General features: G+C 25.0%; 13 protein-coding genes. All 13 read right to left on the bottom strand.

Annotated features, from left to right (window positions below):
• Nucleotides 1–43: 43 nt before the first annotated feature.
• Complete coding sequence (locus T364_RS0101215) at nucleotides 44–607, bottom strand: metallophosphoesterase (RefSeq protein ID WP_027127940.1); 564 nt, start codon at nucleotides 605–607, stop codon at nucleotides 44–46.
• A gap of 28 nt (nucleotides 608–635) precedes the next feature.
• Nucleotides 636–1,415: a Cof-type HAD-IIB family hydrolase gene (locus T364_RS0101210; protein ID WP_027127939.1), complete on the bottom strand. Its 780-nt coding sequence runs from the start codon at nucleotides 1,413–1,415 to the stop codon at nucleotides 636–638.
• Nucleotides 1,416–1,434: 19 nt separating this feature from the next.
• Nucleotides 1,435–2,808, bottom strand: coding sequence for an MATE family efflux transporter (locus T364_RS0101205; protein WP_027127938.1), 1,374 nt, complete (start codon nucleotides 2,806–2,808; stop codon nucleotides 1,435–1,437).
• 133 nt (nucleotides 2,809–2,941) lie between these two features.
• Nucleotides 2,942–3,316, bottom strand: coding sequence for a hypothetical protein (locus T364_RS0101200; RefSeq protein WP_027127937.1), 375 nt, complete (start codon nucleotides 3,314–3,316; stop codon nucleotides 2,942–2,944).
• A gap of 97 nt (nucleotides 3,317–3,413) precedes the next feature.
• Nucleotides 3,414–4,745 carry a sensor histidine kinase gene (locus T364_RS0101190; protein WP_027127936.1) on the bottom strand — a complete coding sequence of 444 codons (1,332 nt, stop codon included), beginning with the start codon at nucleotides 4,743–4,745 and terminating at the stop codon, nucleotides 3,414–3,416.
• On the bottom strand, nucleotides 4,746–5,423 hold the full coding sequence (locus tag T364_RS0101185) for a response regulator transcription factor (RefSeq protein WP_027127935.1): 678 nt from the start codon (nucleotides 5,421–5,423) through the stop codon (nucleotides 4,746–4,748). It abuts the gene before it with no gap.
• 126 nt (nucleotides 5,424–5,549) lie between these two features.
• A complete protein-coding gene (locus T364_RS0101180) occupies nucleotides 5,550–6,539 on the bottom strand; it encodes a class II fructose-bisphosphate aldolase (RefSeq protein WP_027127934.1) in 990 nt (329 codons plus the stop codon).
• A gap of 526 nt (nucleotides 6,540–7,065) precedes the next feature.
• Complete coding sequence (serS, locus tag T364_RS0101170) at nucleotides 7,066–8,334, bottom strand: serine--tRNA ligase (RefSeq protein ID WP_027127932.1); 1,269 nt, start codon at nucleotides 8,332–8,334, stop codon at nucleotides 7,066–7,068.
• A 40-nt stretch (nucleotides 8,335–8,374) separates the two neighbouring features.
• Nucleotides 8,375–8,965 (bottom strand): TIGR03936 family radical SAM-associated protein, encoded by a 591-nt coding sequence (locus T364_RS0101165; protein WP_027127931.1) that lies wholly within the window; start codon nucleotides 8,963–8,965, stop codon nucleotides 8,375–8,377.
• Nucleotides 8,966–9,208: 243 nt separating this feature from the next.
• Nucleotides 9,209–10,222, bottom strand: a complete 1,014-nt coding sequence (gene lpxD / locus T364_RS0101160; RefSeq protein ID WP_027127930.1) for a UDP-3-O-(3-hydroxymyristoyl)glucosamine N-acyltransferase — start codon at nucleotides 10,220–10,222, stop codon at nucleotides 9,209–9,211.
• A 19-nt stretch (nucleotides 10,223–10,241) separates the two neighbouring features.
• A complete protein-coding gene (locus T364_RS0101155) occupies nucleotides 10,242–10,718 on the bottom strand; it encodes an OmpH/Skp family outer membrane protein (RefSeq protein ID WP_027127929.1) in 477 nt (158 codons plus the stop codon).
• 40 nt (nucleotides 10,719–10,758) lie between these two features.
• The gene (locus tag T364_RS0101150) at nucleotides 10,759–12,843 is read right to left on the bottom strand and encodes a BamA/OMP85 family outer membrane protein (protein WP_027127928.1); all 2,085 of its coding nucleotides are present in this window, start codon (nucleotides 12,841–12,843) and stop codon (nucleotides 10,759–10,761) included.
• 15 nt (nucleotides 12,844–12,858) lie between these two features.
• A complete protein-coding gene (locus T364_RS0101145) occupies nucleotides 12,859–17,256 on the bottom strand; it encodes a translocation/assembly module TamB domain-containing protein (protein WP_027127927.1) in 4,398 nt (1,465 codons plus the stop codon).
• Nucleotides 17,257–17,274 lie beyond the last annotated feature (18 nt).

Below are 17,274 nucleotides of genomic sequence, written 5' to 3'. Positions count from 1 at the left end.
AAAAAATTGTAATTTTAATTTTACAATTTTTTCCATTGAAATTTTATTTATTTTTTTTAAACTTTTCTAAATCTTTTCTTGATTCAGTAACTACTAATTCTTTTACTTTTTGCCACTCTATTGGAGTATAATCTAATCTTTCTGTACTTACACAAATACTTCTAGTACTTACATCTCTATAAGTTGGATTATTATGTACATGACCAAATACATTTACCCAAACTGTTCTCTCATTTACAAACATTGGGTGATGACTAATTATCCAAAATTCATCTTTTACTATTGGATATTTGTATATATCAATATTTTCTGAAAAACTTTTCATTATCTTTATTAATTCTTCTGTATCATGATTTCCCATTACAAGTTCTAAATTTTTAAAATTAAGTTTTGATAATATATCAAATACATACTCTTTTTTATTTTCTTTAGGTAAAGCTAAAAAATCTCCTACTACTATAATATCATCATCTTTTGATACTACACTATTCCATTTTTCTATCATAAAATTATCCATTTCCTCTATTGAATCAAAAGGTCTTCCTATTGCTCTTATTATAGAAGCATCTCCAAAGTGTGTATCTGCTATTACAAAAGTTTTTCCCATGTTTTTCTCCTTAATTCTATAAAAATTCCTATAAATTAAAATATTTCTCTAAATATTTTGCAACTCCCTCTTCACTATTAGGTAACGCCACATTTTTTATCTCTTTTTTTAATATTTCTTGTGCATTTTCCATTACAACAGGATATCCAACTTTTCTAAGCATATCCAAATCATTTTCTCCATCTCCAAAAGCCATAGTTTCTTCAATAGGAATATTTAAAATATCTGCTATTATTTTTATTCCATTCCCTTTACTACAATTTTTTGGAACTATATCTATACATTTAGGGTCTGATATAGTTATTTCAACTTCATTATCATATTTTTCTCTTAATACTTTATTAATAGAAAGGATTGTTTTTTCATCTTCTGTTATAATTATTTTATTAAGAGCTGGAGTATCTTCTATTTTTTCTAAAACATTTCTTTTAAAAGTTTTTCTTCTATTTGTATAATCTTCTGGGTCATCTTTATGATGATAAAAATTTTCATTATAAAACGAACTAAAAAATAGTCCATTTTCTCTTATTGTTTTTAATATTTTAATTGATAATTCCTTTGGAATAACCTGTTCATATATACATTTTCCAGATTTATCAAAAATCGTTGCTCCATTATTACAAATTAAATATACATCTCTTTGTAATTTATCTACTAAAAAATCTACTCCCTGTTTTCCTCTTCCTGAAGCTACAGCAAACTCTATATTTTTATCAATTAATTTTTGTAATATTTCTATTGTATAATCTCCAACTTCATTTAGTTTATAAAAAAGTGTTCCATCTAAGTCAGATACAACTAGTTTCATCTTCCCTCCCAAAATTTTATTAATATGCCATTTCTATTTTTTCTTGTTCTTTCATTAATTTTCTTACATGTTTTATCTCTTTACTTACAACTATAGCAGCAGTTATGGCAGCAATAGTATCAGAAATTGGAAAACTTCTAAGAACTCCCATCACTCCCCATTTAAGTGGTAATATATAAGTTAATGGTATTGTAAGAATCAAAAGTCTTAAAGTTATAAGTTTTGTTGTAACCATTCCTTTTCCAACAGCTTGGAAATAATTTGCACAAGAAAGATAAATAGCTGTACTCATCATCATCCCCAAATGAATAGGAATAGCTTTAGCTGTGTATTCTATAAGTTCAGGGTCATTTTTTACAAAAAATCCAGCTATTTCTCTAGCATGGTATTTTATTAGAAAAACTAAAAATATAGCTAAAAAAATAGATATTCCTATAGAATAAGCAAAAGTTTTTAAAACTCTTCTATAATTTTTTGCTCCCCAATTATATGAAAGTATTGGTTGTCTTCCTTGATTTAAACCTAAATAACTTGTATTTAAAAAGTTTCTAACTATGGTCATTATTCCCATACCAGCAATGGCTAAATCTCCTCCATATTTTATAAGTCTAGTATTTAAAGCATAGGCATAAACTCCATTTAAAGATTGATTAAAAAATCCAGATATCCCAACAGATAAAATTTCTCTAATAGTTTTTATATCTCCTCTTACATGTTTAAACTCCAATTTTAAAAGTTTTCCTCTTAAAAAATATGTTATTAAAAATATTCCTGGAATTACATTAGAAATTGTTGTAGCTAGAGCTGCCCCTTTCATTCCATAAGATAATTTTACTACCCATAAATAATCTAATCCCATATTAGAAATAGCTGAAATAAAATTTGTCATCATTGAAAGTATAGGACGACCATCTGTTCTTAAAAAAGCACTAAAAGCTAAAATAAGAATTTGGAAAGTCATTGATGGAAAAAAATATTTACAGTAATCCATAGCATATTCAATAGTATTTTCTGTTGCTCCTAAAAATAAAATTATTTGTTTCATAAAAATAGTTCCAAAACTTGTAAAAAATAATCCTATCACTAAGAGACAGAAAAAGGACACTCCTAAAATTTTTCTAGCATTGCCTATTTCTTGTTTTCCTAAATAAATTCCTGATAAAGCTCCACCACCTATAGCAAATAAAGTTCCACAAGCATTTAATAACATTATTAAAGGAAATATAGTTGCTATAGCTCCTATTCCATTTCTCCCTACAGCTTGTCCTATATAATATCTATCTGTTACATTATAAATAATAGTAATAAGACTAGCAAATGTAGCTGGTACTGAAAATTTTATAAGAAGTTTGATTATATTCCCCTCTCTAAATTCTAACTCCTGTCTAGTCATAACTTCCTCCTTAAACTTTTTCCATTACTAATATTATAACATACTAAAAAATATCTCTCAATAAAAATCAAAAAGGAAGTTTAAAATAAAATAGAGGATATTACCTCTATAATATCCTCTTAAATTATTTATTTTAGTAAATTTTAGAAGCTAATAATATATCTTTATCTCCCATTTCTTTTTCAAGAATTAAACTTACTTCTACTTCACTATTTGTATCTAACATTTGTCTAACTTCATCAGCTATATTTTTAGCAATTTTTTCATAAGAAACTTTATCAAATTTTTCCCATCCTCCATCACCAGAGAATGTTTCCATTTCTATTTTTACATATAATTTATTTCCAAAAGTTCCAACATCAATTCCTTCAATATCAAGTTTATTATTTTTATTATCAACTAATTGTTGGTACTTTAACTCTAATTTATCCTCTACATAATCATACATGTCATTAGCAAAACTAACCATTGTTAAACTTAAAAATAATCCTAATAATATTTTTTTCATATTTATTACCTCCATTTTTTATTTTTCTTTATCTTTTCTTTGTATGACATAATTATAATATAGAATTATTAAAGAAAGATTAAAATTTTTTATTTTTTTAAATTTTTTTAAAAAATAATCTAAATATACTTCCAATATCTTTTATACTTTCTACCTCAACATAACCTCTATGTTTTTCTACTATCCACTTTACCATTGGAAGTCCAAGTCCCATACTTCCTCTACTATTTCTTGATTCATCTTCCTGATAAAATCTATTCCATATTTTTTCTATATTTTCTTTTTTTATTCCTATTCCATTATCTTTAAATTCTACTGCAAAATATTCTTGATTTTCAAATAATTTTATTTTTAGATATCCATTTTCTTTTCCATAATTTATTCCATTTTGAATTATATTTTGAGTTGCTCTTATAAATAAAATTTTATCTACTTTTTGAAAATTATTTTTTAAACTATTTTCAATTTCTAAAGATATATTTTTTTCTTTAGCTTCTAACTCATTATCTATTTTTAATTCTTCAACTATTTTTAAAATATCAATTTTTTCGTAGTTTAATTTTATATTTTCTCTATCCATTCTTGTAAAAAGTAGTAATTGATTAATTAATGCAGACATTTTTTTTATTTGTCTATTAATAACTTCCATAGATTCTTTTGCTTCTTCTAAACTTTCTCCATGTTCTAATATATATTCACTTTCAGCTAATATTACAGATATAGGTGTTCTTAATTCATGAGAAGCATCAGAAGTAAACTGTTTTTCTTTTAAAAAACTTTTTTCTAATTTTTCTAACATTTCATCTATTGTTTTGGCAAGTTTTGATATTTCATCTTTTCCATCAGATAAACCTATTCTCAAAGATAACTCATTATTTTCTGTAATATTTTGAGCTGTTTCTTGAATTCTCTTAACAGGATAAAAAGCTTTCTTTGTAATAAAATACCCAATATATGTAGATACTATGACTAAAAATGGTAAAAGAATAAAAGCTCCTGTTAAAATTTTTTGAGTTAAATCATTTATTGCTACATCTGAAATTACTCCTCTTACCCAATAAACTTCATCTTTTGATAATACTACTTCTCTATCATAATAGTAAAACTTATTATCTAATTTTTCTACAGTCCCATTTTTTAGAGGAATATTTATAGGAAAATCATGTGGTATACTTCCATTTATATATTTTCCCTCTTTATTATAGATTATTACAAATACTCCATCATCAAAAAATTCAACTTCATCTTTATCTTCTATATCCTCTACTATATCTTCTACAACTTCCATAAGTTGATTTTTTTGATTACTCAATAAAGTCATATCTGTAAACTCTACTAAAGTTCCTAATATTATGCTTACTATTGCTACCATAAAAAAGGTGTACCATAAAGTTATTTTAGTTTTTATACTTAAATTTATTTTTTTCATTTATAACTCCTTGTCCTTTAATACATAACCTACACCTCTTACAGTATATATAAGTTTTGTTTCAAAATCTTTATCTATTTTTACTCTCAAATATCTAATATAAACATCTATCATATTTGAGGCTCCTTGATAATCGTAATTCCAAATATGTTCTTCTAATTTTTCCCTGCTTAAGACAATTCCTACATTTTGCATCATATATTCTAATATTGAAAATTCTTTTGAAGATAATTCTATTTCTTTATCTCCTCTTTTTACTATATGAGTATTTACATTTAATACTAAATCAGCCACTTTTAATTCATTGTTTATATTTCCATGTTTTCTTCTTATAAGTACTCTTATTCTTGCCATAAGTTCATCAAAATGAAAAGGTTTTATAAGATAATCATCAGCTCCTAAATCTAAACCTATAACTCTATCTTCTATTGTATCTTTAGCAGTTAAAAAAAGTACTGGAGTATTATTTTTATTTTCTCTCATATTCTTTAAAACTTCATAACCATTTTTCTTTGGCATCATTATATCCATAATAATAATATCATAATTAGTACTATTTATATAATCTAAAGCTTCTTCTCCATTATAACAACAATCTACACTATATCCTTCAACTTTTAATTTTTTATATATTATTCTATTTAAATCTTTTTCATCTTCTACTACTAGTACTCTCATTTTTCCCTCCTAAATATAATTCTCCTATTATATTTTACTACACAAAAATTAAAAAAACATTAAAATTTTATAAATACAAAAAAGCAAGAGAAATAAATCTCTTGCTTTAATTTTAAAAACTATAAACTATTTAACTTCTATAGTAGCTTTTTTGTATTTTCCTTCAGAACCAAATACATCAACTATTTTAGTTTTGTAGTAAGCTTTCATTTCAGCTTTAGCTGGTCCTAAGTATTTTCTTAAGTCAAATTCTCCTGGTTTAGTGAATAAAGCTTTTCTTAATCCAGCTGTGAAAGCTAATCTTCCGTCTGTATCAACGTTTATTTTAGCTACTGCTGATTGAGTTGCTTTTCTTAATTCAGAATCTGGAATTCCTATAGCATCTTTTATAGTTCCTCCATACTCTTTTATCATTTCAACATATTGTCCTGGAACTGCAGAAGAACCATGTAATACGATTGGGAATCCAGGGATTCTTCTTTCGATTTCAGCTAATATGTCAAGTCTTAATTTAGGGTCATCTCCTGGTTTGAATTTGTGAGCTCCATGAGAAGTTCCGATAGCGATTGCTAATGAATCAACTCCTGAACCTTTTACGAATGCTTCAACTTCATCAGGATTTGTATAAATGTGTTCTTCAGCATGAACATCATCTTCTATTCCAGCAAGTACTCCTAATTCTGCTTCTACTGTTACATCAAATTGATGAGCATAGTCAACAACTTTTTTAGCTTCAGCTACGTTTTCATCAAATGGTAAGTGAGAACCATCTATCATAACTGAAGAGAATCCAGAGTCGATACATTTTTTAGCAGTTTCAAAGTTTGGACCATGGTCTAAGTGTAAAGCTACAGGGATATCTGAACCAGATAATCTTACATAATCAACAGCAGCTTTTGCTAACATTGGAACCATATATGTTCCCATATATTCCATAGCTCCTTTTGAACATTGTAATATTACAGGTGAACCCATTTCAGCACAAGCTTCAATAATTGCCATCATTTGTTCCATGTTATTGAAGTTGAAAGCTGGTACTGCATATTGACCTTCATTAGCTTTTCTAAACATTTCTCTTGTGTTTGAAAGCCCTAAATCTTTATAATTGTAAGACATTTCCATTCCTCCTTAATTTTTGTTTATGTCTCATTCTATCAAATGTAAATTATAAAATCAATATTAATTCTTTTCTATTCTTATAGATGTCAAAATATGCCTTAAAAATGATTTAATTTTTAACCTTTTTCTAAATAAAACAAAAACTTCTGGTACTAATTGAATCACTTTCTCAATTACATCTTTATATCCGCTAAACTTATTAAAAATAATATTGTCTCCTTTAATAAGCCACGATATCATTATAAAATTTATAATTCTCAAAAAATTTAAAGAAAAATTCTCTATAGCTTCTTTGGTTAAATATATCCCACCAATTTTCCAGATTATTTCTCCCTCTTGTTGAGAAAAAACATACATAAAAAAAGTTAAAATATAAATATAAATCAATATTTTTAATTTTTTTATTCTTGACAATAGATTTTTATTATAACTAATATTTAATATCAGTATAATTCCAAATAATCCTCCTATTATTTTTAAATTATTTAATAAGAGATTTAAAATTAATAATATTATTAAAATACTATTTAACAACTGTTAATCCTTTCATATAAGGAACTAAAGCTTCTGGTATTAAGAATGAACCATCTTCTTGTTGATAGTTTTCCATAATAGCTACTAAAGTTCTTCCTACTGCAAGTCCTGAACCATTTAAAGTATGAACAAATTCACTTTTATTACTTCCATTTGGTCTATATTTTAATCCCATTCTTCTAGCTTGGAAATCTTCACAGTTTGAACAAGAAGAAATTTCTCTATATTTATTTTGAGATGGTAACCATACTTCTAAGTCATAAGTTTTAGCTGAACCAAATCCTATATCTCCTGTACAAAGAGAAATTACTCTATATGGTAATCCTAATCTTTGTAATATTTCTTCAGCATTTACTACCATTTTTTCTAATTCATCATATGAAGTTTCTGGAGTAGCAAGTTTTACCATTTCTACTTTATTAAATTGGTGAACTCTTATTAATCCTTTTACATCTTTTCCATAAGAACCAGCTTCTCTTCTGAAACATGGTGAATATGCTGTATAGTATTTTGGTAATTCTTTTTCTTCTAATATTTCTTTTCTATGAATATTTGTCATAGTTATTTCTGAAGTAGAAATTAAGAACATATCATCATCTGTTCTATACATATCTTCTTCAAATTTTGGTAATTGTCCTGTTCCTTCACAAATCTCTCTATTTACTATAAATGGAGTGATATTTTCTGTATATCCTTGTTCATCAACGTGCATATCTAACATAAAGTTTACCAAAGCTCTTTCTAATCTTGCAGCAGCTCCTCTATATAATACAAATCTAGAACCAGAAAGTTTTGCTCCTCTTTCAAAGTCTAATATTCCTAATTTTTCTCCAATTTCCCAGTGAGCTTTTGGTTCAAAATCAAAAACTCTAGGTGTTCCCCATCTTCTGATTTCTACATTTTCATCTTCATCTTTTCCTATTGGAGTAGTTTCATGACACATATTAGGAATTGTCATTTGAATATATTTTATTTTTTCATCAACAGCAGCTAATTTTTCATCTAATTCTTTTATTTTAGATGAAACTTCTCCCATCTCTTTTATAAGTTCAGAAGCATCTTGTTTAGCTTTTTTTAATTTTGCAATTTCTTGAGATTCAATATTTCTTTTATTTTTTAAAGCCTCTACTTCCGATAATATTTGTCTTCTCTCTTCATCTAATTTTGCAAACTCATCTAATGTTAAATCACTATTTCTATTTTTTAACATTTTTTCAATAAGTTCTTTGTTTTCACGCATAAATTTCAAATCTAGCATGTTGTCCCCCTTTATACTTTAAATAAATTTATTTGTTTTTTTATTTTTCTACACAAAATCTTTTTATAGATATATCTTTAACATCTATGTCACATATGTTAAATAGAGAATTTGGTGACATATTTTCAATTATTAAATTTATCATATTTTCTTTTTTTTCAAAGAATTTTATTCTTGGTTTAATATCCTTTGTTTCTACTTTTCCTTTTTTCTCCTTTACAAGAAGAATTTCATCTTGAGATAAAAGATTATATAATTTTTTTAAGGAAGATTCATCTCCTATTATTTCATATCTCATTTCTTTATAGTCATCAGCTATAGAAGCAGCTTTATTATCTATATCTATTACTTTCACAAATTCAAATCCTAAAACACTTTTACTATTAAGTTTTTTTAATAATTCTTCATTTGTCATATCCTCACGAAGTTCAATATCCATTGGTTCATTAAAAGCCTCTGTTCCTAGAGATATTGGATTTCCTAAAGAGATTTTTGGTCTAGGATGGAATCCTTGTGAATATTTCATTGGTACACCACTTCTTCTTAGAAGTCTGTCCATTACTCTTAAAAGGTCAAGATGAGAAATATATTTCATATCATCATACTTGTTAAAAAATAATCTTTTTTTCATTAGTCCTCTCTTAATTTACATCTTTATTACTTGATACCTTATATTGTATCATAAAATTAAAATTTATTAAATATATTAAACGGAATTTTTTAAAATTTAAAAATATTTTTATAAAATAATAAAAAAATTTACAAAATTTAAAATTTATTATATATAGAAAATTACTATTTCTATGATTTAAAATAAATTTTTTAGAAAAAATAAAGAGGATTGTAAAAATTATACAATCCTCTTTTCTTAAATTTATTTATTTAATTTTTCCAACTCTTTTTCTAAAGTTTTTATTTTTTTCATTAGTTCAGGTAATTTTTTTATAGTGGCTTTTACTTTTAAATCATCTTTTAATGGCATCAACGGATATCCACCTAAAACTTGATTTTCTTCTGTAATATTTCCTGTAATTCCACCTTTAGCTGCTACAGTTACATTATTTGCTATTTTTATATGTCCACCTACACCAACTTGTCCACCAAAAGTAACATTATCTCCAACTTCTGTACTTCCAGCTATTCCAACTTGTGAAGCTGCTAAGAAATTTTTACCAATTATTACATTATGAGCTATTTGAATCAAGTTATCTAATTTAGAATATTGTTTTATTATTGTATCTCCAATAGTTCCTCTATCAATTGTTGTATTTGCTCCTATTTCAACATCATCTTCTATTATTACTTTTCCAATTTGCTCTATTTTAATATTATTTCCATTTACTTTTACAAATCCATATCCATCTCCACCTATAACTACTCCAGGTTGTAAAATTACTCTATCTCCAATCTCACAAAATTCTCTTATAGTTACATTTGGATATATGATACAATCTTTTCCAAGCTTTACACCTTCACAAATTGTTACATTTGGGTAAATCTTACAATTATCTCCAATAATAACATCATGTCCTATATAAACATGAGGAGCTATTTCTACATTGTTTCCTATTTTAGCTGAATCTTCTGTAGGTTTTATCATTTTTTTAGTTTTTCTTTTAAAGTAATTTAATAAAAGAGGCATTAATTTTCTTGGGTCATCTTTAGCTAATAAATAAGTCTTTCCTATTTCTGGTAAATCTATATTAGGTACAATTATTACTTTAGCCTTTGTTTCTCCTAGTTTATGTAAAAATTTTTCATCTGATGCAAATGTAAGCTCATCTTCCTTTGCTTGAAAAAAAGGGGCAAGTCCCTTTACTAAAAGATTTTTGTCCCCTTTAATTTCACAACCAAGGAGATTAGCAACATCTATAATTTTATATTCCATTGCTTCCCTCCTTTATTTTTTATTTAGTTTTTTCCATTTCAGCTAAAACTTTATCTGTTAAATCAACACCACCAAATTTTACAGCTCCTGCTTCTAATACATAATCAGCTTTTTCAGCTTTAGCTATTTTATTGATAGCATTATTCATAGTTTTTTCAATTTCAGCCATTCTTGTGCTTCTCTCTTTATTTAATTTTATTTGAGAGTCTTTAACAAATTTTTCTAATAATTTTATTTTATCTTCAAAAGCTTTTTTATCTTTATCAGTAGCTTTATTTCCTTTAGCTTTTAATTCTAATTCCATTTTTTGGATTTCAACTTGTTTTTGTTTTAATGTATTATCTAAAGATGCTGTTTGTTTTTTTAAGTTTTCCTCCATTGTTTTTGTTTTAGAATATTTATAAAATAATTCTTGACTATTTACTACTCCTATTTTTAATGCTAATGCTTGTGTTGACATTGCTACAGCTAATGCCACTAATGCTATTTTTTTCACTGTGTTACCTCCATATTTCTTTGGTTCTTTTATTTAAGTACTAGAATGCTTGTCCCATATTAAAGTAGAATTGCATTCCAGATTCTTTACTATCTGTTATTGGCCATCCAAAGTCAAATCTTAATGGTCCCATTGGTGTATTTATTCTTAATCCTACCCCTGCTGATATAGCAATTTTATCTGGGAATTTTTTGTCATAATCTGTTAAAGTACTATTTCCTATATATCCTTGGTCTATTCCATCATAATCCCAAGCTCTTCCTATATCAACAAATATAACTCCACCTAATACATCATTAAATTTAGTTCTATTTTCTATATTAAGTACAGCTTTTTGTTTTCCTTTAAATTCTCCACCATCAAATCCTCTTAAAGTTGAACTTCCTCCAACCCAGAATCTTTGTGATTCTTTTGTTCCATCAGATTGAATTCCTAGAACTAATCTATAAGCAAATGTATTATCTTTAAAGAATCCTCTATGATATTTTCTAGCTTCTATTGTAGCAATAGAAAAATAATCAGAATCTACTCCACCAGCATAACCAAATTCTACACCAAACTTATAAAATTCTCCTTTTGTAGGGTCAAAGTAACTATTTCTTGTATCATAAGAAATAGATGGTGTCAAACTATATAACCAATACTTATCATCATAATATAATTTTCTTTCTGTTTCATTTAATTCAGAAAAACTCTTAGGATTTGTTTCTATATATTCAACTTTTGCTCCTAAGTTTAATCTAACATATTTTGATAATCCTTTTCCTACATTTATTTTGAATCCGCTAGTATCTATTTGATTGAAAGCACGGCTATCATCATTTTCATATTCATTTCTATATAAACTCCATCCCCAAGAAATTCTATCAGTATCTTTTATCCATGGGTCTGAGAAATTTATAGAGAAACTTGAATAATCTTCATCAGATTTTTCATATGCAAAAGATAAATTTTGTCCTTTACCTTTCCAGTTAGTTTCTTCTAATGAAAGCATTCCTAAAAGTCCTAATTCAGAACCATAAGAAATAGCTCCTTGTAATCTAGCAGTTCTATCTTCTTCTATTAATAATGTAATGTCTTGTCCATCAAAATCTCCTATAATATCTCTTGTTTCATATTTAACATTTTTTATATATCCAAGTCTCATAAGATTTTTTACAGTTTCATTATAATCATTAATATTAAAGATTTCATTTTCTTTTAGTTCAACTTCTCTTGATATTACATAATCTTTTGTTTTTAATAAGTTATCAGTAGCTTTTCTTCTTTCTCCTCTTTGTTTAGTTACCATTTTTTTAAAATTAATATTTCTTGTAATTCCTTCACTTAAAAAGATTTCTAACTCATAAGAGCTATTTAAACTCATATCAACAATTTTAGCAAGTACATATCCATCATCATTGTATTTTTTTAGTATGAAATCTCTATCTTCTCTAAGATTATTATAGTTCAATACTTGATTAGGTTTTGTTTTTAATCCTAATAAAAGTTCATCAGTTGTATATAAAGTATTTCCTATAATATTTACTCCTGTAATAACAGGATTTTCTGTAAGATAGAAATCAACTGTTACTCCATTTCCCTCTTTACTAATATCTGGAACTACTTGTCTAAATAATCCTGATTCAACTAAATTTTTATAACCATCTGTTACTTTTTTCTTAGAATAATATCCTCCAACTTTTACTGGTATTTTAGATAAAATTTCTTTTTCTTTAACATTTATATTTCCATAAATATTAATACCTTTTACTATGACACTTTTATCTACAACATCTCTTTCAGACATTGGAATTATTCCTTGTTTGATAAGTAATTCTTTAGCATCAGATTTTTCTCTTACATTTACAACTACCTTTATTCCACTATCATAATATTCTGGATATAATGCTACATCATCAATAAAATCAAATTGTTTTATTTTTCTGTAGTCATTAATCATATTTTCTGTTGAAAAATTATCCCCAACTTTTTGAGTCATTATATTTAATATTGTTGCTTCTGGAACTTCTTTTGTATTTTCAACTATAATTTTTTGAATTTTATAGTTTGTTACTTGAGTTTCTTCTCCATAAGCAAACATCATTAAAATAAAACTCAGTAAAACCATTAACTGTTTCTTCATAAATAACCCCCGTTATTAAAAATCAAACTTTTTCTCAAAGTTCATTTCTATATAGTAATTTTTATCACTATCTAGTATTTCTAAATCATTTCTTATTTTCTGTGCACCAACTCCCCAAGATAAATTTTTATTTATTTTATAATATACACCTAAATCATATTCTGCTATCCCATATTCTCCAGGACTTCTATCTAATTCAGATGTAGTATCTACAAAATTAAATTTAGCTCTCCAATATATTTTATCTTTATATATTGGACTTTCAGCTTCTATATAAGCACCAAATGTTACGCCTAACTCATCATCTCTGTTTTTCTTTTTATCTTGAGTAATTATACTTGAAGAAACTCTCAAATCAGAAAAACCAAACAAAGTTCTCACTACATCAACTATTGGACTTACAACAATATCTGAAATTTGACCTCCAACTAATTCTGCTATAAGAATAGCTGTAGTTTCATCCATTTCTTTTTGATTTAAATTTTTGTTTTTGTCAGATGATAATATACTATTTAAATCACTAATAGCTACATCATCACCACTTTTTATATAGAGTTCCATATTTCTAGCAGGACCTATTAAAGAAATTTCATAAATTTTTGAGTTAATAGTAGTTTTTGTTATAAAAACAATTTCTGGATTTATATTCTCAATAGTTTGATTTGGATTATTAAATAATGCTGCTGCACTATCAATATAAAACTTTCTATTATTAAATATGAATTCTCCTTCTTTGATGTTAGTTTCCCCTAAAAAGTTTAAATTTTCTAAAGTTCCTTTTAAAACTCCAGAACCATTTACTTCTCCTTTTATATCTTTTACATATCCAGAAATATCTTTTATATCTATATTAACACCATTTTCAATATTTATTTTTATATTAGTTTCAATTTCTGAAGGAGATATATCTAAACCTCCCCTTGGAGAAAAAACTGCTGTATTTTTTACTATAGGATTTGATTTCATAGATTTTCTTTTTAAATATTCTTTAATAGTAGATATAATTCCAAAATTTTTATCTGTTATATTTGTAATTTTTCCACTATTAATATTAATAGTTCCAAATAAATTATCTTTTACAAGTCTTAATCTTGTACTAAAGTTTATTTTTACAAAATCTTTATATAAATAATTTATATTTTTCCCTTCTAAAGTTAAATTATATCTTATTTTTTCAAAATTATCTCCTATTAAATATTCTAAAGTATCCTCAAAAACTACATCTCCAAATACTTTTAGTTTTCCATCATTAATATTTCCATCAAAACTATCTATTACTATTTTTCGTCTATCTATTCCTAAATTTCCATTTACATTATTTATATATAAATTAAAATTTGGCATATCAGCTTTAAATTTATTAAATTTTAAACTTCCTTTTGGAATATTATCTATAAATTCAAAATCTAAATCTATTTTTCCAGATAAATTTTCTATATTGTATTTTTCAGCTATTTCCTTTAATGAGTCTACTTCTTTTATTTTTGCTTCTATTTTTCCATTAGTCAATTTATCTTTGATATTATAATTTCCTAAAATATCTATTTTATTATTATCACTAAATAAATTTATTTTTTCTATATTTATAAATTCTTTATCTCCAAAAATTTTAAATTTTTCATTTGCTATAAATTTATTCTTAAAATAAATTTTTCCTTTCTCTGAAATTATTTCATATTCTAAGTTATCAAAAGTTCCCTTTAATTTTCCTTTAGTTAACATTTGAATATTTAAATCTTTAAATAAATTTAAATCTTTTAAATTAATATTTTGTTCTGGAAGTTCAAATTCTAATTCTTTAGTATGAATATCAATTTTTCCCTTTGTATTGATAATTTTTCTTCCATCTTTTAATAAAAAACTTATATTTCTAAAATTAATATAATTATTATCATACTTTCCTGTTAAAGAAATTTTAGGAAGATAATTTTCTCCTACTCTAATCCCTTCAATTTCTCCATAAAAATCTCCATTTATATATCCATTTTCTAAAATTCCTTCACTTTTTCCAATTAATTTTAATTTCGTTCCAGGAATAATATTTATAATTTCATTTTCATTAATTATTAAATCATAACTTCCTTTTTTATTTTTTATAGAGTATAAAAAATCCAAAGTATTTTCTCCTATAAAAAATTCTTTTGAGGATATCTCTCTATTTAAATATTTTATATTTCCATGGAAATCTACTACTGATTCTCCTAATAAAAGATGTGCATCTTTTACTAAAATATCTCCTTTTAATTTATCTAGTTCAGGAGTTATCTTTCCAGAAATTTGACCAGAAGCATCTGTAATTTCATAATTAAAGTCTCCTAATTTAACTACATCTTGATTTATTCCATTAAATTTAATATTTCCATTTATCGATAAATCATCTAAAAATAAAGTTCCTGTAGCTCCTAAGTATCTATTATTAATATTTTTTATTTGAATTTCTTTATCAAAATATCTAATTCCTATTTTTAAACCATTAAGAGTAATATTTGGAGTTATTAACTTACCTACTTCTCCATCAAAAGTTATATCTAAATATTTATCTTTATTTTTATTATTAATATTTGTTATTCCATAAATTTTTCTAATTCTTATTCCATTTTGATTATCAACAACAAGACCTTTTTCAATAAATATCTGTCCTTCTAAAGTATCATTTTTATTTTCTATTTTTCCTTTAAAACTACCTGCTAAAGTTCCAGATTTATCAACAAGTCTTATGTTATTCAAATCAAATTCTGTAATATAATTAAAAGTATCTAAATTTATTTTTACATCTATTTTTCCATCTGTTTTTTTGTTGTCTCTTGTTATATTAGAAGCAATACCTAATTCATTTTTATCTCTATCTAATTTTAAATTTGATTTTATTGTATAGCCATTAAAGTAAGCAGTAATATCTCCTTTACTTTCTTCTAATATTTTTTCTTTTAAATTATATTTTAAATAAAAATCATCTTCTTCTTTTAAAATAATTTCTTTTTTCTCAAAGTCATAATCTCCATTTAAATTTAAAATTTTAGATTTTATATCAAAAAGAAAATTATTTTCAGCTATTTCAAAATTAAAATCTAAATCAAAATTTGATAAAAGATGTCTTTTATCTCCCAATACTTTTAATTTAGTTTCTCCTTTTCCATCTTTTAATTTTAAATTTCCTACTACTTTTCTTGAAGTAAATTTATCATTTATTGAAAGAGAAGTTTTTAAATTTTCTAAATAAAAAGTATCATCAACATAAGTAAATCTTCCACTTACATCTTCAAAATATAAAATATCTAAATTATCTCCATTTTTACTTTCAAAATCTATATCAGCCCTAAATTTATCTTTATATGATAAAATTATATCTGCTTTATCTAATTTTAGATTTTCAAACCCTAAGTTTAAACTTTTTAAATACTTGTATTTTTCTACATCTTTATACAATATATCTTTTAAGAAAAATCCCACTTTAACACCATTTTCATTATTATAATCTAAAGAAAATTTTCCAGGGTAATTTCCTACTAAATAATCTCCATCTATAAGGATTTGTTCGCCTAAAAATTTTATATCTAATTTTACATTTGTTACAGGCATATCTAAATCTTCATATTTAAGACCACCATTTTCTAAAGTAGCCTCTCCTAAAAAACCTTCATCTGAAATTTTTAATTTAAGATTTGCCAAACCATAGACATCTTTTATTGCTCCATTACTATCATAAGCATATTGAAATAATTTTTCATTAAAATCAATATTTTTTAAATCTAAATAAAAGGCATATTTCCCTGTTGAACTATCATATTTTACAAATATTTTTTCATTATTATTTTCTTTTCCTACTCCTGTAAACTCTAAATCTGTCCTATATCCATTATAAAATTTTATATATCCATTTACATTATCTACTGCCTTCTCTATTTTCTCAGTATAACTTTCATCTTGATAAAGTAAATTTGCATTATAAACATTTATTTTCTTTAATATAGGTTCACTCAAATCTTCTGTTTTTTCAATTTTTTCTTCTGATTCTTTTTGTGGAGCATTTGCTTTTTTCTTTCCACCTGTAAATATATCTACTATATTATAACTATTTCTATCTCTTACAAAATTTATCTCAGGGTCATAAATATCTATACTTGTTATCTTCCAATTATCATAAGTTAGTGAAAGCTGAGGAATATCAGCAATCAATTCTTTATTTTCCCCATAAAGCTTTGAATTCTTTAATTCTATTCTTCCTCTTTCTTTATTACTACCTTCTTGAAAAGTAAGTTTTTCTATTTTTAATCCCCCTTTTGTAAATAGAGAAAATCCCATTCCAACTAAGGTTTCTGTTTTATAGATAGCCATATAACTAATCCAAAAAACTAAAAAAAGAGGTAGACTTATAAAAAATATTTTTTTGTTTTTTATTAAAAAATTTTTCATATTTATCTCCTCTTCTTA

Source organism: Fusobacterium perfoetens ATCC 29250, from assembly GCF_000622245.1.
GTDB classification, from domain to species: Bacteria; Fusobacteriota; Fusobacteriia; order Fusobacteriales; family Fusobacteriaceae; genus Fusobacterium_B; species Fusobacterium_B perfoetens.
This window is presented reverse-complemented; position numbering and strand designations above follow the sequence as displayed.